At 54.9% G+C, this 19435-nt stretch carries 19 protein-coding genes; 7 read left to right on the top strand and 12 right to left on the bottom strand.

Translation table 11 applies throughout. From position 1 onward, the window contains the following. The first annotated feature begins 5 nt into the window (after positions 1-5). From L1S32_RS09515 to L1S32_RS09500, 4 genes are all read left to right on the top strand, one after another. A complete protein-coding gene (locus L1S32_RS09515) occupies positions 6-752 on the top strand; it encodes a hypothetical protein (RefSeq protein ID WP_278154868.1) in 747 nt (248 codons plus the stop codon). A 59-nt stretch (positions 753-811) separates the two neighbouring features. Continuing rightward, complete coding sequence (locus tag L1S32_RS09510) at positions 812-1489, top strand: HisA/HisF-related TIM barrel protein (protein WP_278154867.1); 678 nt, start codon at positions 812-814, stop codon at positions 1487-1489. Positions 1490-1615: 126 nt separating this feature from the next. Beyond that, a complete protein-coding gene (locus L1S32_RS09505; protein ID WP_278154866.1) occupies positions 1616-3544 on the top strand; it encodes a HAMP domain-containing sensor histidine kinase in 1929 nt (642 codons plus the stop codon). 47 nt (positions 3545-3591) lie between these two features. Further along, a complete protein-coding gene (locus tag L1S32_RS09500) occupies positions 3592-4239 on the top strand; it encodes a histidine kinase dimerization/phosphoacceptor domain -containing protein (RefSeq protein ID WP_278154865.1) in 648 nt (215 codons plus the stop codon). A gap of 207 nt (positions 4240-4446) precedes the next feature. Here the strand turns inward: L1S32_RS09500 and L1S32_RS09495 are convergent, their stop codons facing one another. Next, positions 4447-7488: a PAS domain S-box protein gene (locus L1S32_RS09495; RefSeq protein ID WP_278154864.1), complete on the bottom strand. Its 3042-nt coding sequence runs from the start codon at positions 7486-7488 to the stop codon at positions 4447-4449. A gap of 247 nt (positions 7489-7735) precedes the next feature. Between L1S32_RS09495 and L1S32_RS09490 the strand changes: the two genes are divergently transcribed. Continuing rightward, positions 7736-8821, top strand: a complete 1086-nt coding sequence (locus tag L1S32_RS09490; protein WP_278154863.1) for a DMT family transporter — start codon at positions 7736-7738, stop codon at positions 8819-8821. 36 nt (positions 8822-8857) lie between these two features. Here the strand turns inward: L1S32_RS09490 and L1S32_RS09485 are convergent, their stop codons facing one another. The 3 genes from L1S32_RS09485 to L1S32_RS09475 all read right to left on the bottom strand — a co-directional run bounded on the left by L1S32_RS09485 (position 8858) and on the right by L1S32_RS09475 (position 10743). Then, the gene (locus tag L1S32_RS09485; protein ID WP_278154862.1) at positions 8858-9013 is read right to left on the bottom strand and encodes a hypothetical protein; all 156 of its coding nucleotides are present in this window, start codon (positions 9011-9013) and stop codon (positions 8858-8860) included. Positions 9014-9128: 115 nt separating this feature from the next. Next, a complete protein-coding gene (locus L1S32_RS09480; RefSeq protein ID WP_278154861.1) occupies positions 9129-9512 on the bottom strand; it encodes a response regulator in 384 nt (127 codons plus the stop codon). Position 9513: 1 nt separating this feature from the next. Further along, positions 9514-10743, bottom strand: coding sequence for a histidine kinase dimerization/phosphoacceptor domain -containing protein (locus L1S32_RS09475; protein ID WP_278154860.1), 1230 nt, complete (start codon positions 10741-10743; stop codon positions 9514-9516). A gap of 195 nt (positions 10744-10938) precedes the next feature. Between L1S32_RS09475 and L1S32_RS09470 the strand changes: the two genes are divergently transcribed. After that, complete coding sequence (locus tag L1S32_RS09470) at positions 10939-13059, top strand: PAS domain S-box protein (RefSeq protein WP_278154859.1); 2121 nt, start codon at positions 10939-10941, stop codon at positions 13057-13059. An 86-nt stretch (positions 13060-13145) separates the two neighbouring features. Here the strand turns inward: L1S32_RS09470 and pdxT are convergent, their stop codons facing one another. From pdxT to L1S32_RS09440, 6 genes are all read right to left on the bottom strand, one after another. Continuing rightward, complete coding sequence (gene pdxT / locus L1S32_RS09465; protein ID WP_278154858.1) at positions 13146-13739, bottom strand: pyridoxal 5'-phosphate synthase glutaminase subunit PdxT; 594 nt, start codon at positions 13737-13739, stop codon at positions 13146-13148. Continuing rightward, on the bottom strand, positions 13729-14625 hold the full coding sequence (gene pdxS / locus L1S32_RS09460; protein WP_278154857.1) for a pyridoxal 5'-phosphate synthase lyase subunit PdxS: 897 nt from the start codon (positions 14623-14625) through the stop codon (positions 13729-13731). Before pdxS ends, pdxT begins: the two co-directional genes overlap by 11 nt. Positions 14626-14702: 77 nt before the next feature. Beyond that, on the bottom strand, positions 14703-15623 hold the full coding sequence (cbiB, locus tag L1S32_RS09455; RefSeq protein WP_278154856.1) for an adenosylcobinamide-phosphate synthase CbiB: 921 nt from the start codon (positions 15621-15623) through the stop codon (positions 14703-14705). Then, positions 15605-16147, bottom strand: a complete 543-nt coding sequence (locus tag L1S32_RS09450) for a hypothetical protein (RefSeq protein WP_278154854.1) — start codon at positions 16145-16147, stop codon at positions 15605-15607. Before L1S32_RS09450 ends, cbiB begins: the two co-directional genes overlap by 19 nt. A gap of 26 nt (positions 16148-16173) precedes the next feature. Continuing rightward, positions 16174-16377, bottom strand: coding sequence for a methytransferase partner Trm112 (locus L1S32_RS09445; protein WP_278154853.1), 204 nt, complete (start codon positions 16375-16377; stop codon positions 16174-16176). A gap of 4 nt (positions 16378-16381) precedes the next feature. Next, on the bottom strand, positions 16382-17383 hold the full coding sequence (locus L1S32_RS09440; RefSeq protein ID WP_278154851.1) for an adenylosuccinate synthetase: 1002 nt from the start codon (positions 17381-17383) through the stop codon (positions 16382-16384). A gap of 148 nt (positions 17384-17531) precedes the next feature. On the opposite strand from L1S32_RS09440, the gene L1S32_RS09435 reads away from it, so the two are divergent. Beyond that, complete coding sequence (locus L1S32_RS09435; RefSeq protein ID WP_278154850.1) at positions 17532-17708, top strand: hypothetical protein; 177 nt, start codon at positions 17532-17534, stop codon at positions 17706-17708. 67 nt (positions 17709-17775) lie between these two features. On the opposite strand, the gene L1S32_RS09430 is transcribed toward L1S32_RS09435, so the two are convergent. Both L1S32_RS09430 and L1S32_RS09425 read right to left on the bottom strand, forming a co-directional pair. Continuing rightward, positions 17776-18933: an aminotransferase class I/II-fold pyridoxal phosphate-dependent enzyme gene (locus L1S32_RS09430; RefSeq protein WP_278154848.1), complete on the bottom strand. Its 1158-nt coding sequence runs from the start codon at positions 18931-18933 to the stop codon at positions 17776-17778. Between the two features lie 9 nt (positions 18934-18942). After that, a complete protein-coding gene (locus L1S32_RS09425) occupies positions 18943-19434 on the bottom strand; it encodes an Lrp/AsnC family transcriptional regulator (RefSeq protein ID WP_278154846.1) in 492 nt (163 codons plus the stop codon). Position 19435: the final 1 nt, after the last annotated feature.

Below are 19435 nucleotides of genomic sequence, written 5' to 3'. Positions count from 1 at the left end.
AAAAGGTGGATATCACCAAATCGGCTATCACCATCTCACTTGCAAACTGCTTCACCTCGATTTTTGCCGGGATTGCGCTATTCACCACCCTTGGATTCCTTGCCCACCAGTCCGGTGTTGCTGTCTCAGAGGTTGTATCAAGTGGTATCAGGCTGGCATTTGTCGTTTATCCGGCTGCCATTGCACAGTTCCCGGTCTTCCCGCAGGTACTTGGCAAACTCTTCTTCGTCATGCTGATAACCCTCGGCGTTGATTCGGCGTTCTCACTCACTGAAGCGGTTTCAACGACCATCTTTGATGAAAAGCCGCATCTCAACAGATCAGTGACAATCGCGGCCTTGTGCGGCATTCTTTTCCTGATCGGGATCCTCTTCACCACCGGAAGAGGCCTCTACTGGCTCGATATCATTGACCACTACATCAACACCTTCATGCTCCTCATCACCGGCATTCTGGAGACCGTGGTCATCGGATGGATATTCGGGGCTGAGAAGCTCAGGGATCACCTCAACAGCCTCTCGGCGTGGAAGATCGGTACATGGTATGATCTCTGTATCAAATTCATCGTCCCGCTCGTGCTTGGTGTGCTTCTCGTGCTCAATGTGATATCCGAGATCACAGAGCCCTATGGCGGCTATGATCCACTGGCCCTCGGCATTGGGTTTACCCTCGTTGTCATCGCCGGCACCGCGGCATCCTTCATCATCGCCCGTGTCCTGCAGGCGAAACGGCCTGAAGGAGAAACTCCCTGATCCATCCGGACAGGCGCAGTTTTTTGCCTTTCAGGCACCCTTTTTTTATCAGGAATCCTATGGACATTCTGCTTGCAATAGACATTATGGACGGATATGTCGTCCAGGGGCAGTCCGGCAACCGGGCGGGCTACCGCCCTCTTGACTGGGGACTGGTTTCGGATGCCGCACCCGCTGCATACACGGCGGCGATGAAACCGGTGTATGGCTACGTCGCTGATCTGGACGGCATTGAAGGGACCGGCCGGGACAATGAAGAGGACGTCCGGGCCTGCTGCCGCCTCCTGGAGAAGAGCTACGTCAACCGCGGCCGCCGTGAATTTATCGTGAGTGAGGAAGACCGGCGGGCAGGCATCTTCCCCGTCATCTCAACCGAGACCGGCGGGCAGGACCTTGCCGCCTACCACGGCGGGGCCCTCACCGTTGACCTGAAAGCTGACCGGATTTATCCGACTGGTGAAACGCCTGCATCATTCCTGAAAACCGCAAACGGCTGGGACTATGATGTCTGCATTGTAATTAATCTCGGCTCTGTGGGAACAGAACGGGGGCTGCCACCATATCTCGCTGAGATGCGCTCGGCCTATGAAGGGATCCTTTTTTATGGCGGCGGGATGGCATCTGAGAGTGACTGTGCAGTTGTTTCTGAGGAAGGCTATGACGGGGCACTGGTTGCAACCGCAGTGCACCACCGAAAGATACCATTGGACACCATTCAGCGCGGTATCTATCCATAAACACCCAATTTTTGTGAGAAACGTATTAATGACAGTATTTATACGATAAATGAGCTATAACAATTCAGCAGATTAATCTTTTCATAAATGAGATAAACTTTTTAATAGTATAACCAAGAGGCGCGAATGAACAAAAAACCAGCATACATTGGCCTTAACCTCACCATCGGTACAAAGATCATGCTGGTCTTTTTCTTCATCTTCACCCTCCTTGTCTGCGCCTGTTCCTATAACGGATTCGTCACCGAAAAAGAACGAATCATTACTGCATATTCCGAGAATATCGAGCAGACCGAGACGGCTATAACAACCGCTGTTTCGCTCGTCTCCCGTGGCACGATGGTGCTCAGCTCCATCTATGACCCGGCAATGAATGATGCACTGAACCGGATGGAGGCAGCCTATCTGGCAGCAGGTGGAGAACCCGCACAAATGGACCTTGCACGTCTTCAGGCCACCATACAGGGGGATTTCACCGATGATGTGAACCTCTATATCATTAACGAAGAGCAGATGATCATCCATACGACCGATGCCACCCAGATGGATGCCGACTTCTCAGTGTATCCTGCCTTCGCAGAACGTCTCACTGCCATCCGGGAAGGAACCGGATATGTCGGTGACCCGTGGGAGCAGAGTGTGCTTGACCCCACCCTTGTCCGCAAGTATGCCTACCTGCCGACACCCGATCACCGGTATATTCTTGGGATTGGCCTCTATAACGAACGTCTGGCCGCTCCGGGCACGCTCTACTTTTCGTTTGGTGATGTCACAGACCAGCTTGAAGCAGCCGACAATGCCATTGAATCAATTCTTATAGTTGATGGAAACGGGGTGTTTGTCGAGAAGACTCCGGATGAGATGGAAAGGTGGTATGCGAGCCATCCTTATCTCTCCCGGGATGATATCACCGGCACAGCAGCACGGGTGCTCCGGACCGGGGACGGCATCGAGATGACCTTTCCGGACCAGGAGCGGCTGGTCCACGTCTTTCTCATCGACCCGGGATACGGCTCACTCGTACCGTCAGACACTGTCTATGCAGCAGTGCTGATCTATTCAACAGAAGAACTCAGTGCCTTGCTTGCAGAGACCCTCTCACGCTATATGCTCATCCTTATCGGAGGATTGATCTTTGCCGCAGGGGTGGCATATATCGTCGCCTACACGGTGGGTCGCCCGGTGGAAATGATTGCAGATGACGTGGATGAGATTGCACGGGGCAATCTTGCGCATGAAATCCGCCGGACGCACGGGTATGAACTCAGGCGGCTGGAAGATTCCATCCGTATTCTCGTGAAACGGCAGGCGGACGATCTGACCGAGATACAGGCACAAAAGCTGGCCCTTGACACTGAACTGAAGGAAAAAACACGGATGGAAAGACGGATCCGGGATGCCAACCGGAAGCTCTCCCTCCTGTCCACCATCACCCGCCATGACGTCCTCAACCAGCTTGCTGTTCTCGGGATGTACTGTGACCTTCTGGAAGGATTTACGGACCGCTGCCCTGAAATAGCCGACTATACCGGGAGGATGGAGCAGACGCTGAAAAAGATTGAGCGCCAGCTCACCTTTGCCCGCGATTACGAATCGATGGGTCTCGAAGAGCCGCGGTTCCAGTCCATAGCAGATGTGGTGGAGAATGCCCTTGCGTCCATCCATGCCCCGTATCTGCAGTTTTGCGTGAGTACTGACGGTGCAGAGATCTGTGCCGACCCGATGCTCGAAAAGGTCTTTTACAATCTCTTTGAAAACGCCATCCGGCACGGTGGTGAGACACTCTCAGAGATTGCAGTCTCATTTACCGGCACACCGGGACAGAGAGGGAAGATCACGGTTACCGATAATGGCGATGGAATTGCCGCCGCAAAGAAAGAGAAGATATTCCAGCAGGGGTATGGGTCAAATACCGGATACGGCCTCTTTCTGGTGGCAGAGATCCTCGCCATAACGGGCATCACGATCCGTGAATGCGGGACCGAGGGCACAGGCGCCCGCTTTGAGATGGATATCCCTCCTGCTGTCTGGCGACTGCGCCCGGACGATGAATAGCGAGAGACCATACACACATTTTTTACCCTGCAAACAAAATTCCCCGTATGAATGGGCAGATTGGGGCAGGAGGAGATCGGGGCCCGGATGCGGTGATGATCCACCGGGGGGTCGCAGACGACCTGCAGATCATCACCAGTCTTTTTGATATCAAGATGGCACTGGTGGCAGACGAGGACGCCCTGTGCACCCTGCGCGAGCTGCAGACGCTCACCAAGGTGATGGCCATTGTCCACGGCACCATGTATGCGGCAGGCACCCCTGCCGCTGTGGGTGCTCAGCTCCTCTTTGAGAAGATTGTCAAGTCTGTCCGCCTCACTCATTGTACACAGACATGGATTGCGTCATCGGTGGACTGCGGGAGGACGATGCTGCCCGCCGCCTGTGCGGTACCATGCGCCTTCGTCCTGGCAGAAATCATCCGGAGTTCTGTTCTCTGCTCATTTGAAGGCGTTGCAGAGGGCAGAATGGATGTCTCCTTTTCGGGTCCCGGGGACGATGGCTGGTACACCCTTGTCGTTGCGGACAACGGTTTTCCTGAGTATATCCTCTCTGATGAAGATGACGAAAATGAGGCTCTCAGTATGTCAGTTGCAGAACACATCGTCCGTTACCGACTCAGGGGCACGGCTGAACGGCGGGAGGAGGACGGAGTGACCTGGACCGTCCGGTTTCCCGGAGCATGTGCTGACTGATAAAACCGGGCGCTAACGTTCTGTATCTTCCGGTAACAAAAAAGAATCTGTCAGATTACCGCTTCCGCTCTGTTTTTTGGAGTTTCTTTCGCACTATCCCTCTGCTTGAGGGGGCCGGGACTGTATGATGCCCTTTTTCGGTCTGCTGTGCCCTTACATGTACATTGGGAGACGAACAAAAATCACCTCCATGAACACCGCGGCCGGTCAGGCGCCTTCCTCTGTTCGCCATCCGCCAGGAGGCACCAGCAGTTCAAAGCGGGCACCCTTACCTTCGATCCCGCATTCACGGATCGCGATACCGGTGATGGCAAGGATCTCACGGACAAGAAAGAGCCCCAGACCGGTATTGCTCCCGTGTCCCCGGTCAAATATCCTCTCTTTCAATGCATCCGGGATACCCACCCCATCATCCTCCCACACAATCGTAAACCCACCGGACTCTTCAGGGACACAGGAGACAATGACCTCAGTGGCACCCCCGGCATGCCGGATAATGTTGTCCATCATATTGGAGAAGACTGTTGTGATCAAGGGATCTGCGAAGACCTCAACCCCCTCACAGCAAACGGTGACCGGAAGGTCAGCCGTCATCGCAATATTGACAACCGCATTCTGAACGGAGAGCCATTTGGGTTCATTCTTTCCAAGCTGCTCATACTCGCGGGTGAATGCAATGGTCTGCTCAATCAGGAATGCTGCTTTGTGCATCTTCTGCAGATACTTCCGGATTGCCGGGTCAGGATTCATCTCTTCTGTGAGGCAGATATATCCGTTCAGAGCCATCGCCTGGTTGAGGATGTCATGGCGGGTGATACCTGACAAAAGCTGCAGTTTTCGGTTTGCAAGGCGCAGCGCCTCTTCAATCTGCCTGCGCCCGCTGATATCAATATGCGTGCCTACCATCCGGAGCGGCCGGCCCGTATCATCCCTCTCCATCACCCGGCCACGGGCAAGAAACCAGGCGTACGTGCCATCCTTTTTGCGCATGCGGAATTCATGGGAGTACAATCCATCCCTGGCAATTGCCTCCTGAATAGCAGATTCCACACCATCACGGTCATTCGGGTGCACATACTCAGACCAGGCAGAGCGGTTGCCCGCAAATTCACCGGGTCCATAGCCAAGCAACCGCAGGTACTGTGAACTGACCTCTGCAGCATCACTGACCATATTCCAGTCCCAAAGTCCTTCATTTGCAGCATCAAGGGCAAATGAAAACTGTTTTCTACTCTCCTGCAGGGCCTCCTCGACCTGCTTTTGTCGGCTGATATCCGTATGCGTACCCACCATCCGGAGCGGTTGCCCCTCACTATCTGTTTCCATCACCCTCCCGCGGGCGAGGATCCAGAGGTACGAACCGTCCTTTTTTCGCATACGGATTTCCCGGGAAAAGTCGTCCTTTGTCGCTATACTCTCAAGAATGGCTGACTGAGCATCAGCACGGTCATCCGGGTGTACATACTCCCACCATGCATCGTACGTGGTGGCAAATTCGTCAGGTTCATAGCCAAGCATTCGCAGATACTGCGGGCTGAAGAAGGCCTGCCCTTTGGGAATATTCCAGTCCCACAACCCGTCATTTGCAGCTTCAAGGGCAAATGAAAGCTGTTTTCTGCTCTCCCGCAGGGCATGTTCGATCTCTTTCCACTCAGTAATATCTTCTGCGATGCTGAGGAGGACTGTCTGTTCTCCCCACTGCGCCACGGAAAGGTGGACGAGAACAGGAAGGATGCTCCCGTCTTTGCGGTAGCGTTCTGCCTCAAATATCGACTCACCCTCTTCTCTCACTTCCTGAAAGCGCTTTTCAATCAGGGCAGCAGAGGCAGGCACATCAAGGTCCTCCAGACGGAGGGCCATAAACTCATCCCGGCTGTAGCCGTGCATCGCGATTGTGCACTCGTTTGCATAGATGAACCGTCCGTCATAGTCATGAACCGTGATGGAAGACGAGGCATGGTCCACCATGTGGCGCAGGATACGGTTCTCCTCCTCCACCTCCCTCCGGCTGGTGATGTCGATTATCACGGCGACAAAGACCGGAGGGGTGACCACCCGGGAGAGGTGGAGATGCACCTCAACCGGATATTCAGAACCGTCCTTGCGGCGGTGTTTGGTGGTAAAACTGACCAGATCCTCCGTTCCATCAAGCAGGGGTGAAAGGAGCGCCCAAAAGGACTCGTCCGTGCATTCCGGTTTCAGATCAACCGGCGTGAGGGTTGAGAGCTCCTCCATCGAATACCCGATGTTCTCCCGACCGCCCCGGTTCACCTGCACAAACCGGAGCGTGCCTGCATCAAAGATATAGATCTCATTACGGGAATCATCCAGAATATTCCCGAGGAGGGTGAGACGGTCCCGCGTCTCTTTGAGCTCGGTTATGTCAGTATGGGAGGCGACAGACCGGCTGGTTCCCGGAATGAGGCCTGTCGTCATGTAAATTATATGCTCTTTCCCAAACCGGTCCACAAACCGGATATCATAGTGCTTTGGTGCACTCCCCGGGTCACGCCTCCGTGACCAATGGTACTCCGTCAGGCGGGCCAGTTCATCCGGGTGCACAAACCGGGACCATTTCATCCGGCCTTCAATCTCCTCCCTTGAAAATCCCGTGAGCTCTGCAAATGCAGTATTTGCAAGAGAAATGGTCATATCCTCCTCAAAAATCGCCGTTGCAGACCCGGTGTGGTCAAAAATTCCCTGATAAATCTGCTCAGACTCTCTGAGGGCCTGCTGCATCGCAGCAATACTCTCTTCGCGGAGTTTCAGTTCAGCTTCAAAGGCCGCCAGCTGTTCGTAGGAGGATTGGAGTTCCGCATAGGTGCTGCAAAGGATCTGTTCGATGCGGCAGCGTGAAACGGCACGGCGTATCTTGTGCACCAGATCCGCAAACTGGGGTTCGGGCGCCCCTGCCTTCTCCACATAATAGTCGGCGCCATTGTTGAGCGCCTCGATGACAACCTCCTCACGCCCCTTCCCGGTGAAGAGAAGAAAGGGGAGAGACCCGTATGTACTGCGGATATACTTGAGAAAAGCAATCCCGTCCATGCCCGGCATCTGGTAGTCAGAGACGATGGCATCAAAAGCACCGTCAACAAGCAGCCGAATTGCATCCTCCGTATTGTCGACGGTCGTAACACGGATGCCCTCGGCCCGCTCCAGAAATATCTTCCCGATCTCCAGCAGGGCATATTCATCATCAACGTAGAGAACCGAGATGGGAGCATCCGATGCCTGCGGGAGTTCCATGACAGGGATTATCTTCCGTAATCAGCATAAGTCTATCTCCCTGCCGATACCGTTGCAAGTGTGCAGAAACGTGTGTCATTTTATGCAATGGTTGCCGGGACACAGTGTACCGGAACAGCAATCAGCCATACGAGCATTACAGCGGCGGAAGCATCCCGGAAACAGCTGTACCGCTCATCGAAACCCTCCGCATTACCGCACCTTCACACCGGTATTTTTCGTGCGGGAGAGCCAACAGTTCACTGTTATGACACTGAGTGACGGCACCCGCGGTGTGCTCTATATTCTTGCGGCAGCGTTCTTCTTCGGATCAGCCGCGCCGCTCACCAAACTGCTCCTCACCAGTGTCTCTCCGGTCACCCTCGCGTCGCTGCTGTATATGGGAAGCGGCCTCTTTTTTGCCGCTTTGTGGCTTGTACGCCGCAGGTTCTTCACTACAAACCATACCCGCGAGGCACCCGTCGAACGGCGTGACCTGCCGTGGATTGCAGGGTCGGTACTCTCCGGTTCGGTCCTTGCCACCCTGGTTTTAATGGTCTCCCTCCAGTACACTCCCGCTGCGACAGCGGCAGTCCTGCTGGGATTTGAGGCCGTTGCCACGACCCTCGTTGCCGCCCTCGTCTTCCATGAGCCGGTTGGCCGCCGGATATGGGGTGCCCTCGCCTGTATCACCCTCTCCTGTGTGGTCCTCACCTGGGATCCGTCAAGCCCGTTCGGGTTTTCCCTTGCCGCACTGGGCGTCATCCTCACCTGTTTTCTCTGGGGCACTGACACGAACATCTCCCGCCATGTCTCAGGCAGGGACCCGATACAGCTGGTCGCCATCAAGGGCCTCTCCGGAGGTCTCATCCTCACGGCGGTAGTCTTCATCCTTGGTCAGCCCTACCCGGATTTGCCCTTCATTTTCGGCGGCATGGCGGTCGGCATTCTCGGATTCGGCGGGATTATGACGATCTGTTTCCTCCGCTCACTCCGCGTGCTGGGGGCGGCCCGCGCCGGTGCACTCTTCTCCACAAACCCGGTATTCGGGGTCATTGTCTCCCTGCTGATATTCCGCGAACTCCCGGAACCAGGGTTTATCATCGCTTTCGTCTTTATGGCGGCAGGAACCTGGCTTTTGGTTTCAGAGAAGCACGCACACCGCCACACCCATGATCCATTGCGTCATTCGCACCGCCATGCCCATGATGACCTGCACCATGACGACCATATCCACGGCCCGGAGGCGCCTCAGGTTGATAAGGATGGATATCATTCCCACCCACACTGGCACAAGCCGCTCGAGCATGAGCACCCCCACCGCCCGGATCTCCATCACCGGCATAAACACTGAGCACATCCACTTTCGCCCCACGCCCGGAAACCCCCTTTATCCCCCAAACACAAATCCACAATCAGCCTCGGGGAGAAGAGGCTGCCTGACCGCTACCGTGCCTCTCATCATGCAGGCGGCAGGCGGCCGCCCCTTCCCGTGGTGAGATGCACCAATACAACAGATGGCGATTCGTATCCGGTTCATCGGCATTCAGGTCATACCCCTGTCCTATTGCTTTTTATCTTGAGGCGAATGAAAGAACAGGTAATTCAATCTGAAAGAGATAACAGAAAGATTAACAAAAAAAAGGGTAGAGACAACGACCCTAACCGGAACGGATCTTCTCTTCAGCCGCTTCCAGCGTCTTTTTCAGTTCCACTTCACGTAGCGGTTTCACGATATAGCCCAAGGGCTCCATATCCAGCGCACGGGACCGCATTTTCATATCAGAATAGGCAGTGATGAATATCACCGGCACCGAAAGGGTGTCCCTGAGCATGCGTGCTGCCTCAATCCCGTCCACCTCTCCCCTGAGGCGGATATCCATAAGTGCGATGTCTGGGTGTTTGCGGGAGGCGATATCCAGTGCCTCTGCTGCGGTATCTGCAACACCGCACACCTCATACCCAAGCTTCTTTACCCGGTGCTCAATATCCATCCCGATGATTGCATCGTCTTCGACAACCAGTACCCGCAGGTGCTTTTCCATGTCAGTACTCCTTTGTCAATGCGCCCGGTTTCTCATCCCGTTCAATAAACTGAATCATATAACTGGTGCCTTTTTTATTTGATATCTCCATCGTACCGTTCAGCTGCCGGTCAACCAGCGTCGAGACCAGCATCAGGCCAATGGAGCGCTCGTCACCCGAACGGTATCTCTCACCGATGCCGATACCATTATCCTTGACTGAGACAACAACGCGGTTTCCGTCATCCTTTACAATCGTGATTGCAATAAATCCCTCACGTCCGTCCGGGAAGGCATGTTTGATTGCATTGGTGACCAGTTCAGAGATGATAAGGCCAAAAGAGACGGCGGTATCGAGGCCTATCAGGACTCCCGGGGCGTTGACACTGTAGCGAATCTGGTCAGTCGGCACCCGATAAGTGACAAAGAGTGAATCCACCAGTTCATTCACATACTCCTCCACCGCGATATGCATGTGGTCAGGGGAGTCATGAAGATTGTCGTGTACCAGTGCAAGGGCCTCGATTCTGCTCTGTGTCTGCTGAACAATCCGCTGTGCATCCGGGTCTTTCACCTCTGAGGTCTGGAGATTGATGAGGCTTGAGATCACCTGCAGGTTGTTTCTGATACGCTGATGAATCTCAGTTAAGAGCTGTTCTTTCTCTGCAAGGGCAGATTTCAACTCCTGCTCTGTCCGTTTCAGGTCGGTGATATTTTCAAGAATCACCGTGGCACCCGGCTGTCCGTCGTCAAAGACCGTGGGGATCATCTTGATCAAAAATGAGAAGTCCTCACCGTCAGCCTCCCACCAGAGTTCACGGGAGAGATCCTGACCGCGGAGCACCTCCTCAAAGATATGCGGGTCGATGGCATCGGTCAGAACCGGGAGTTCACGGTCAAGAATCGATGTACCAATGAGCTCTTCCCGTGGGTACCCGGAGAAATCAACATAATTGTCATTAAGCTGAACTATCTTCAGATCTGCATCCAGAACGATAATACAGTCGGAAGAGAAGTCGAGCATGGCGGAGATGGGAACCCGCTGGGAGAGGAAATAAACCTTTGCAACCCCCACGGACCGCATATCAACATGCCCGGAGACGAGAAGCATATTAAGATATTTTGAAACCGAATTCCGGTTCATATTGAGAATCCGGGAGATATCTGTGATGGAAAGCCCCCGTGGTTCATTTTTCAGAAGCTCTTTTACCCGTGATAGCTCCCGTTTACTTTCGTCAATTTCCAGTGCCACACCTATCGCTCCGTACGCGTTAGTATATTTGTTCCTGATATATAATGCTGTTCTCTTTTGATATGCAATACAGAATATATATTGCATTTGTTGCCGGGTGCAGAATAGAATACAGACCATTCCCGCTCTATTATCCTGTCTTCAGGTATCTGAGAATATCACGTGCATTTAATATGAGAAAACCTATGGATATATATGGAGGGTACACGGAGAACCACCGCTGCTGATGTCGGATGGCACCTGAATTTCTGGGTTGCTGTCATCCTCACATTCAGTATCATCTCCGTTGCCATTATTCTCTATGGCATATCGATCGGAATCACCAACCTGACACCATATCTCTTTCTGATTCCCATCATCTTTGTCGCATACCGTTTTCCTGAACGGGGCATCTCCTTCTCCCTTATTGTCGGAATTCTCAATATGCTCCTGCACTACCCGTTCATCGCTGTGCTTGCAGAACCGTATCTCATCTTTGTCAACTCCATTGTGCTGGTAGGAGCAGGCGTTGCGATATCCCTTCTCTCAGGAGAGGTGAATAAAGAGAAAGCACGCTATGAAGCAATTTTTACCACCTCACAGGCAGGCATTCTCCTCCTTGAACACCCCGGCCTCATCATCAGTGAAGTGAACAGCCGTCTGGAACGGATGCTTGCCTACCGCCCGGGTGAACTGCAGGGAGCACAGCTTGCCCGCATCTGGAAGGACACCAATGAGATGAAGGCATTCTTCTCTGCCATCGCTGATGTCCGGTCCGCATCAGATGTGGAGACACGATTTCTCCGGAAAAATGGTGACGAGATCATCGTGCTGCTCTCAGTCGGAAGCGGTTATGGCAAATCCGTGGTACTCACGGTAACCGATATAACCGCACGCAAAATAGCCGAGAAGGAGCGCGAACAGGAACGCCTGCGTTCCCAGACCTATCTTAACACCGCAGGAGTGATGCTCTTTGTAGTACAGGCGAATCACACCATTGCACTTGCAAACCGGCGGGCGGATGAGGTGCTGGGAACGTCTGAACGCATGATCATCGGGTATGACTGGTTCTCCACATTCCTTCCGGAAACGATCCGGGAGGAAGAACGCCGCCGGTTCAACAGCATCCTTACCGGAAAGCCGGTTCTGAATGATTCCTTTGAATATCCGGTCATCACACCCCATGGTGAACGAATTATTGCCGGCCATTTTACCGCTCTCCGGGACGAAGGCACCCTTGTCACCTCTGTGCTCTACTCAGCAGATGATGTCACCGAAGCGCGGAGAATGCAGGAGGAGATTCGCCTCTCCGAGGCAAACTACCGGACCCTCTTTGAGGTAGGTGGTGCGGCGACCGCTATTCTGACCCGGGAAGGCACTCTGGCCCTCATCAATACGCGATTTGAACGCCTCAGTGGGTATAGCAAAGCAGAGGTGGAAGAGCAGATGGGCTGGCAGGAGTTTATCCGTGTCCGGACCGGAGAGCCGGGAGAAGAGGAAGAAGCAAAAACCCCTGACATTCACTGGCCACCGGAGACTGAGGCCGGCCGGATGCCCGCGATGCAGCCCCGGGAATATGAAGTGGAGTTCCGGGTCCGGGACGGGACGTACAGGGATGTTATCTGCTGGACCTCACCCATTCCCGGTACCGACCGGTATGTCGCCTCCATACTGGACATCACCTCACGCAAACAGGCTGAAGATGAACTGCGCCGGTCCCTGCAGGAGAAAGAGGTGCTCTTAAAGGAAGTGCACCACCGCGTCAAGAACAATATGCAGGTCATCTCATCTCTCATCTCCCTGCAGGCGGACAAGATCACCGATCCGGAGAGTCTGGAGCGCCTTCGCGAAAGCCAGAACCGGATCAAGTCCATGGCACTGGTGCATGAATCCCTCTACCAGTCTGAAAACCTCGCATCCATTGATCCCGCCGGATACCTCAGAAATTTGACATCCGAAGTGATATCCTCATACTCCCTGGAGACCGCCATCACGGTGGATTTCAACATCACGGTCCATTCGATGGATCTCGACACCGCCCTGCCCTGCGGCCTCATCGTGAACGAACTCATATCAAACTCTCTGAAACATGGATTTAAAGGGAGAACTGAGGGGAAGATCGTTATCGGGCTGACCATGAAGGATGATGAATATGTCCTCTCAGTCCGGGATGACGGCTGTGGCCTGCCCGCCGACTTTGATATCACAATCCTCGACTCCCTGGGGATCAAACTGATCAATGTCCTCACCCGCCAGATGCGGGGGACGATAGAGATCGAGACCGGCGGCCCGGGTGGTTCATTTACATTCCATATTCCCCGGACAGCCCACACGTAGGCACCTGACTGCCGCACCCTTCTAACCAGCCGGGCAGTTACGCATACGAAAAAAAGATCCGGTATGAGACCGGCTACCCGGTCTGCCTACGGTGCAGATGTATATGCACCGAGACGTTCCAGAAAGAGCAGGTGGAGACGCAGATCCCCACCCAGTTCGGGGTGAAACGAGAGTGCCATATGCGGCCCCTGAACAGCGCCCACAATGTGGTCAGCGTAACAGAGTGGCTGAGCCTCCGGACCAACCGAGAGAATGACAGGCGCCCGGATAAAGTAGCCGCAGAAGGGCTCCCTGTCACCGGTTATGGTGACCGTCATCTCACATGAATCCCGCTGGCGGCCGAATGCATTCCTCCCGACCGTTATGTCCATAATCCCAAGCGGTTCGACCCGGGGATCATCAACCTCACGGCCGATGAGCACCATACCGGCACAGGTTGCAAAGATACCCCCTTTGAATGCACGGAGCGGGCCGTACATGTCATTTTTCCGGAGCAGACGGGAGATGGTGGTTGACTCCCCTCCGGGGAGCACAATCGCATCACAGCGTGAAATGTCCGCTGCCCGGCGGAAGGAGAAGACCTCCCCTTCCCGGCCTGAAGCAGACAGGGCAGCTGTAAATGCCGCTATATGCTCGGAAACATCGCCCTGCAGGGCGCAGACACCAATCTTAATTCCCACGGAACCGGAGCACCTCGTTTTCCGGCAGAGTGTGGATATCAAGGCCACGCATCGGGTCACCAAGGCCGCGGGAGACTTCAGCGATGACGGTGGCATCGTCATAGTGGTTTACTGCCTCAACGATGGCCCGTGCCATCTCAGCAGGTGTCTCTGACTTGAAGATGCCGGAGCCCACAAAGACACCGTCACAGCCGAGCTGCATCATCATCGCCGCATCACAGGGTGTTGCAATGCCGCCGGCGGAGAAGTTGACGACGGGCAGGCGGCCACGCTCTGCGCAGTCCTTCATGATATCAAACGGCGCTTCTATGGCCCGTGCACGGGCGGCAATCTCGATGTCATCCATGCCCTGCAGTTCGTGGATCTCAGAGGTAATGGCCCGCATGTGCCGGACTGCCTCCACCACATTGCCGGTACCGGCCTCGCCTTTGGTCCTGATCATCGCCGCACCCTCATTGATCCGGCGGCATGCTTCACCGAGATTACGCGCACCGCAGACGAACGGTACCGTAAATGCGGTCTTTACGATATGGTAGTCCTCGTCCGCCGGTGTTAAAACCTCAGACTCGTCGATCATGTCAACGCCCAGTGCCTCAAGCACCTGCGCCTCGACAAAGTGGCCTATGCGTGCCTTCCCCATCACAGGGATGGAGACCGCATCAATAATTTCTGCAACCTTCGCCGGGTCTGCCATCCGGGCTACGCCGCCTGCCTTGCGGATATCAGCCGGGACACGCTCGAGTGCCATCACTGCAACGGCGCCCGCCTCTTCGGCAATGACCGCCTGTTCTGCATTCACAACATCCATGATGACGCCGCCTTTCTGCATCGCTGCAAAGCCGCGCTTCACGAGTTCAGTCCCGAACCTGAGCTCTTCAAGTTTCATTGTCTGTACGTCTTGTCCTGTAACTGCAATAAATACATGGTCAAAGACACCCTGATCTGGCCATGCCAGGCACCGGTTCAGGGAGAAATGAGCGGGAGGAGGGTCCCGGCCGCGATGAGCGCAGCGGTGCAGATGAGAGCAGCGATGACCGTCGCACCGCGGACTGCTGAGACAATGGCAGGCCCGCCCTCCCGGAGGCTCTGTTCTCCGTCCCCGATGGTGTAGACACCCGGTTTCACAAAGGCAGTCGCGGTCCCCCCGGCCACAAGCGCCATCGTGATGCCGCCGTTATAGCCTGGCCTGAGGTGTGCATCGCGGCGCATACACCGCCAGGCAGCAGCGGCACGCCCAAAGGGAAGGAACCAGAGCAGAAGGCAGAGGCCGGCGAACCGTGCGGGAAGGTAACAGAGTACATCGTCAAGCCGGGCCGGAAACCATCCAATATACCGTCGGTGATCGCAGTAGCCGAGCATCGCATCCATCGTGTTTGCAGCGCGAAAGGCGGCCGCCCCCGTGAGACCCGCCAGGGTGAACCAGAAGAGCGGCCCGACAATCGCATCCGTCAGGTTCTCTGCCATCGACTCGTAGGCGGCAGAGCGTACCTCTTCGTCTGTCAGGGCTGCGGTGCTGCGTGACACAAGCATCTGCACCTCGTCCCGGCCGCCACCGGCAGCAAGCCCCCGTTCCACCGCCGTGACATGCTCCTCAAGGGAACGCCAGCCCACAGTCAGTGAGAGAAGAACCGCACCTGCCATGAGATAGCAGAGGGGCGGAAAAAAACGCGACACCAGATAGAACGGCAAAGCAAAGAGAAGAATGGTGCACAGGCAGCAAACGGCACCATACAGCCGTTCACGTGCCGGAGAAAATCTTCCGGCCACCCCCCACCATCCGACAAACCGGCCCAGCCAGGCGGTCGGGTGCCACCGGTTCGGCGGGTCCCCTGCGGCACGGTCAGCCGCAAGGGCTGCCCAGAGGATCAGCGGTTCGAAAACCATGCCGCGATGACACCGAGGAAGAGGAGGACATATGCAATGTAATTATACACAGTCTCCCCCTCCATGAACCAGAGACTATAGAGCAGCAGGGAGAGACCGATTGTGAGGGCCACCGGAAGGATGCCGCCCGCTGAGAGAGGATTTGCACCACGCCTCCCATCGTCAGGGTCGGGAAGGTCCGGGCTTTCAGTGAAGCGCTCTTCAACCTCCGGCCGCAGGACTTCAATTGGGGTCTCCGCACGTTTTGTCCCGTAGCCGACGATCACTTCCAGGGAGAAGTCACCGGAGGGTGCATACTCACGGATGGGAATGATAAAATCCTCGGTATCCGGGACATAGATATTCGCATGAAAAAAGTCTGTGAACGATGAGGCATTGATAGCCTTCAGCGTCAGGTGGATCGGTGAGCCATGATTGACAAACCGGACGACGAGGTCAGTCCCGGGCTCAACAATTGTCTTCTGCGGTATATCGACCGCGTTTATCTGCCGCCTGTTCAGATGAATTTCACAGATGCCTGTCACAATACCTCTCTCCCCCGGTATGAATATTATTGGTCCGCTTTCTTCTCCTGGGGGAGAAGATTCGGGATACCCTCTGCAATCGGATAATTAATACCGCATGCACCGCACCGCAGGATGCCTCTGATGACATCGGTGGAGCGCCCTTCCGTCTCCACCGTCTCGAACGCGGTCAGTTCGAGATCCCCCCTGCAGACCGGACAGCAGAGGATCTCAATTGTTTCTGTCTTCATACGATCACCGTATATCGATGATCTGGGACATCTCAGGTCCTGTTGAGATGAGCTTGACAGGCACCCCGATGTCCTCTTCTGCCTGCCGGATGAAGGCAAGTGCCTTCTCAGTCAGCTGGCTGTACTCAGTGGCCCCGAAGCATGCCTCATCGACATTGTCGATGCCCGTGATGGCAGCGATGGTGCAACCGTTGATCATCGCGGAATAGCGCGCCATCTTCCCATCCCAGCACCCGATACGGCGCTCGCGATGGGTGACCGTGCCAAACTCCTCGATGCCAAGGGCGTGGGACTCTTCCCGTGTCATTTCGGTTCCGAAGGGCCCTTCACCGACCCGTGTCGGGTAGGCCTTGAATACAACGATCACATCGTCGATTCTCGTCGGGCCGACACCATTGTCAGCTGCAATCTGGGATGCCGAGGTATCCTTGGAGGTAACAAAAGGATAGGTCCCCCAATATAGTGAGATGCCGAACCCCTGCGTCCCTTCCAGAAGGACGGTCTCGCCTCTGTCCAGGGCATCATTAACCTCCTGGGCAGCATCGATGACATACGGCACGAGTTCAGGTACGTCCTTTGCCAGTGTTGCAACCCGCTGCACCCGGTCGACATTCGCAGGCCCGCACCCGGTTCCGGTGGAACCAATGGTCTTGGATAGGTGTTCATCACCACGGTCCCGCTCAATATGCTTCTCCTCAATAATAGAACAGCGCCCGTCGACAAAGATACGGCCCTCCACTCCGACGTACTCTATTTCCTGTTTCAGGACCCGCGGGTCGACCATCACACCTGTGCCGATAAAGAGACGTGCATCCGGATAAACAAACCCGGATGGGATCATCCGTACGCCGTATTCCTTTTCCCCGACCTTCACTGTATGGCCGGCATTCGGACCGACTCCTCCCCGGGAGATGATGGACGGTTTGTCCTTATGGGCAACATGGGCAACGATTTTACCCTTCCCCTCATCTCCAAAAAACCCACCGACAATGATTGTGCAGCTCATTCTTCAATCAGATAGTCATTGGAACAGTGAGGACATAAACCTTACAATCGGGTCTGAATAGCAGTCGGTGCCGGTGAATCACAGTGGGTTTCCAGTGGAAATGAAGGGGTAGAGACGGATCGTAATTCTTTATCTACCTGAGCAGGGTATGTCAGATATACAGCGCTGCCGCCACCGTCCTGTCCACGGTCCGGATACCCCAAACCATACCGAATTGTCTGACACTAAAAAGAAGATCAGGGACTGTATCTCCGTCCTGTACAGACGCCCGGCACTCTCCCGTTCCAGTGGAAATGAAGGGGTTAAATACCGGTCGTATCTCTGATTTCTGACAGCATCGAACGGGAGTTTCCCGTGGAGATAAAAAGAGATATTTATGGGTGCATGCCGTGTTACAGGGACGTGGTAAATGCCTCAATCCGCCTGATGGCTTCACGCAGCTCTTCCCGGGAGACCGCATAGGCACAGCGCAGGTGGCCCTCACCGGACGCCCCAAAGACGCTGCCGGGGACCACTGCTACATGCTGCTCTTTTAAGAGTCGTTCTGCAAATTCAACGTCAGAGAGACCAAATCCCTGAATGGAAGGGAATGCATAGAACGCCCCGCGGGGCAGGTGACAATTGAGCCCGATGCGATTTAGCCCCCGCACAAAGAGGTTGCGGCGCATCTGATACTCAGTCACCATCTCCTCCCGGTCCTGATCAGCATTCTTCAGGGCTCCGATCGCTGCGTACTGGCTCATGGTCGGTGCGGAGAGCATCACATACTGATGAATTTTAAGCGCTGCGTCACAGAGTTCTTTCGGAGCGCAGAGATAGGCGACCCGCCAGCCGGTCATTGCATATGCCTTCGAGAATCCGTTGATCAGAATTGTACGTTCCTGCAAACCTTCTGCCTGCACCGCACTCGTCATCTCCCCATCATAGGTCATCTCGGTGTAAATTTCGTCCGATATCAGGAGCAGGTCGTGATCACAGATGACATCTGCAATACCCTGGTAGTCCTCCCGCGACATCACTCCCCCGGACGGATTGTTCGGGAAGTTGCAGATGACCGCCTTTGACTTCGGCGTTATTTTTTCCATCAGGGCATCCGGGGTTAACCGGAATTCATCCTTCATCCGGCAGGGCACCGGCACCGGTACACCGTCAGAGAGGGTTACGCCGGGGGAGTATGAGACATACGAGGGGTCTGCGATAAGAATCTCATCGCCCGGATCAGTGACCGCCCGGATAGCGATATCAAGCGCTTCCGATGCACCGGTAGTGATGAGCATCTCATTCTCCGGGTGATAATGAATTCCAAACCGCTTTGCAAGGTAGCGTGATGCCTCGGTGCGCAACTCAGGCAGACCACGGTTTGAGGTGTATGATGTCTGTCCCTGTTCAACGGAGGCGATGCCTGCTTCACAGGCAACCCACGGGGTTGCAAAGTCGGGTTCGCCAACCCCGAGCGAGATGACATCGTCCATCTCCTGTACGATATCAAAGAACCGACGGATACCTGAAGGAGGGATCCTATGGGTTCGTGCTGAAATAAAATCTCTCATAATTGCACCCTAAAATGAGAATGGAAGACGTTCTCCCTCTTTCCTGTCATACAGTATTCTTCCGTTCTCCTTGTAGGTCTTCATGACAAGAATGGTAGCGGTCTCACGTATCTGTTCCATTGGAGCAACCTGTTCTGAGACAAAACGTGTGATATCCTGAATATTTCTGCCGGTCACCCTGAGTTCGAAATCGTATTCACCACTGATAAGGCGCAGGGAGCAGACCTGAGGGAACCGGGCAATGCGCTCAGCGATACGGTCATAGCCGACGTCACGCTCAGGGGTCACTTTCAGATTCACGGTCGCCGCTGCCACTCCTTCGCCTGCCTTCTCCCAGTCAATGCTCGCGCAGTAGCCACGGATGATCTTCTCATCTTCCATGGCACGGACACGGTCCTGTACCTCAGCTTCACTCAGGCCCGTGAGGTCAGCCACCTCACTCACCTCCTGTGTGCTGTCCTCTTCGAGAATGCGAAGGAGCAGCCAGTCTTTGGCGTCCATG

Source organism: Methanogenium sp. S4BF (assembly GCF_029633965.1).
GTDB lineage: Archaea > Halobacteriota > Methanomicrobia > Methanomicrobiales > Methanomicrobiaceae > Methanogenium.
Note: the sequence above shows the minus strand (reverse complement) of the source record. Positions and strands in the feature narration are given on the sequence as shown.

What these genes read in the sequence shown, in the direction of transcription:
- L1S32_RS09445 (WP_278154853.1), bottom strand. Translation starts at nt 16,377, where the DNA reads ATGAAGACAGAAACAATTGAGATCCTCTGCTGTCCGGTCTGCAGGGGG.
- cbiB (WP_278154856.1), bottom strand. Translation starts at nt 15,623, where the DNA reads ATGGTTTTCGAACCGCTGATCCTCTGGGCAGCCCTTGCGGCTGACCGT.
- L1S32_RS09490 (WP_278154863.1), top strand. Translation starts at nt 7,736, where the DNA reads ATGACACTGAGTGACGGCACCCGCGGTGTGCTCTATATTCTTGCGGCA.
- L1S32_RS09510 (WP_278154867.1), top strand. Translation starts at nt 812, where the DNA reads ATGGACATTCTGCTTGCAATAGACATTATGGACGGATATGTCGTCCAG.
- L1S32_RS09435 (WP_278154850.1), top strand. Translation starts at nt 17,532, where the DNA reads ATGTCAGATATACAGCGCTGCCGCCACCGTCCTGTCCACGGTCCGGAT.
- L1S32_RS09425 (WP_278154846.1), bottom strand. Translation starts at nt 19,434, where the DNA reads ATGGACGCCAAAGACTGGCTGCTCCTTCGCATTCTCGAAGAGGACAGC.
- pdxS (WP_278154857.1), bottom strand. Translation starts at nt 14,625, where the DNA reads ATGAAACTTGAAGAGCTCAGGTTCGGGACTGAACTCGTGAAGCGCGGC.
- L1S32_RS09485 (WP_278154862.1), bottom strand. Translation starts at nt 9,013, where the DNA reads ATGCCGATGAACCGGATACGAATCGCCATCTGTTGTATTGGTGCATCT.
- L1S32_RS09430 (WP_278154848.1), bottom strand. Translation starts at nt 18,933, where the DNA reads ATGAGAGATTTTATTTCAGCACGAACCCATAGGATCCCTCCTTCAGGT.
- L1S32_RS09500 (WP_278154865.1), top strand. Translation starts at nt 3,592, where the DNA reads ATGAATGGGCAGATTGGGGCAGGAGGAGATCGGGGCCCGGATGCGGTG.
- L1S32_RS09505 (WP_278154866.1), top strand. Translation starts at nt 1,616, where the DNA reads ATGAACAAAAAACCAGCATACATTGGCCTTAACCTCACCATCGGTACA.
- L1S32_RS09495 (WP_278154864.1), bottom strand. Translation starts at nt 7,488, where the DNA reads ATGGAACTCCCGCAGGCATCGGATGCTCCCATCTCGGTTCTCTACGTT.
- L1S32_RS09480 (WP_278154861.1), bottom strand. Translation starts at nt 9,512, where the DNA reads ATGGAAAAGCACCTGCGGGTACTGGTTGTCGAAGACGATGCAATCATC.
- L1S32_RS09470 (WP_278154859.1), top strand. Translation starts at nt 10,939, where the DNA reads ATGGAGGGTACACGGAGAACCACCGCTGCTGATGTCGGATGGCACCTG.
- L1S32_RS09440 (WP_278154851.1), bottom strand. Translation starts at nt 17,383, where the DNA reads ATGAGCTGCACAATCATTGTCGGTGGGTTTTTTGGAGATGAGGGGAAG.